The organism is Pseudomonas silensiensis (assembly GCF_050434865.1).
GTDB classification, from domain to species: Bacteria; Pseudomonadota; Gammaproteobacteria; order Pseudomonadales; family Pseudomonadaceae; genus Aquipseudomonas; species Aquipseudomonas fluorescens_W.
This window is the reverse complement of the sequence record NZ_JBNDJH010000056.1, coordinates 1-1,173: the sequence shown is the minus strand read 5'-3', so window position 1 is coordinate 1,173 and position 1,173 is coordinate 1. Positions and strand designations below refer to the sequence as shown.

At 57.7% G+C, this 1,173-nt stretch carries 1 protein-coding gene; it reads right to left on the bottom strand.

From position 1 onward, the window contains the following. Nucleotides 1-63: 63 nt before the first annotated feature. Nucleotides 64-1,086 carry an IS110 family RNA-guided transposase gene (locus tag QF010_RS33990; RefSeq protein WP_429534841.1) on the bottom strand — a complete coding sequence of 341 codons (1,023 nt, stop codon included), beginning with the start codon at nucleotides 1,084-1,086 and terminating at the stop codon, nucleotides 64-66. Between the last annotated feature and the right edge of the window lie 87 nt (nucleotides 1,087-1,173).

Sequence of the window (1,173 nt, the reverse complement as noted above, 5' to 3'; positions counted from 1 at the left end):
GCCGTTTGCCGTTTACTGTCATCAGTCAGTGACGTCGCAAAAGCCGGTGCTAAAGCTGTACGTTCAAGCGTTCGGATGTGGGTCGTACTGGCCGCCTTTGGCCAGTACCGCCCACACGATTCGCGCCAGTTTGTTCGCCAGCGCGCAGGCGACGATATTGGAGTGCCGACGCGTCAGCAGCTCTCGAACCCAAGGCCCCAACGCATCATCCCTACCGTCGATATGCTGCATGATGGCTCGTGCGCCCTGCACCAGCAGCCGGCGTATGTGTTTGTCGCCGCGTTTTGTGATCCCCAGCAGCACTGTCTTTCCGCCGGTTGAATGCTGTTTCGGTACCAACCCCAACGAAGCCGAGAAATCACGTCCGCTGCGATAGTTCGAGACATCCCCTATATCTGCCAGCAAGGCGCTGGCAGTGATCGGGCCGATGCCAGGGATGCTCTGCAAACGGCTTCCGGCGTCGTCCTCTTTCAACTGTTGCTTGAGGTCGGACTCGATGTCCTTGATCTCTTGGTCCAGTTGTTGAATTTGTCGGTAGAGACGCATCACCAAACCCTTGAGGCGCAACGGCACCGAGTGTTGCGGGTTGTCGAGCAACGTCGGCACACGGTGCAGCGCAGCGGTTCCAATAGGCAGGCTGATCCCGAACTCCAGCAGAAACCCATGAATCTGGTTGGTCGCGACGGTGCGATGGCTAATCAGGGAATCTCGGACACGATGCAGCGCTGAAAGCGTTTGTTGCTCTGCGGTTTTGATCGAGCAGAAGCGCATCGCGGGGCGGCTCGCCGCCTCGCAAATCGCTTCGGCATCAATGAAGTCGTTTTTGTTGCCTTTGACGAACGGTTTGACGTACTGCGGGGCGATCAGCTTCACCTCGTGGCCCAAAGTACCGATCTGTCGAGCCAGCCAGTGAGCGCCGCCGCATGACTCCATCACCACCGTGCAGGCCGGTAGCTGGGCCAAGGTGCTGAGCAATTGGCCGCGATTGGTTTTCTTGCGCAGTACCTGATGACCTTTGGCATCCTGGCCATGCAGGTGGAAACTGTGTTTGCCAATGTCGATACCGAGAAGCGTCATCGTGTTCATGAGAGATCCTCCGCCGAAAACGAGAAAAGCCCTGCAAGCGTAAACCTGCAGGGCTTCTCGGTCAGGCTGACCATCTCATTAAACCCG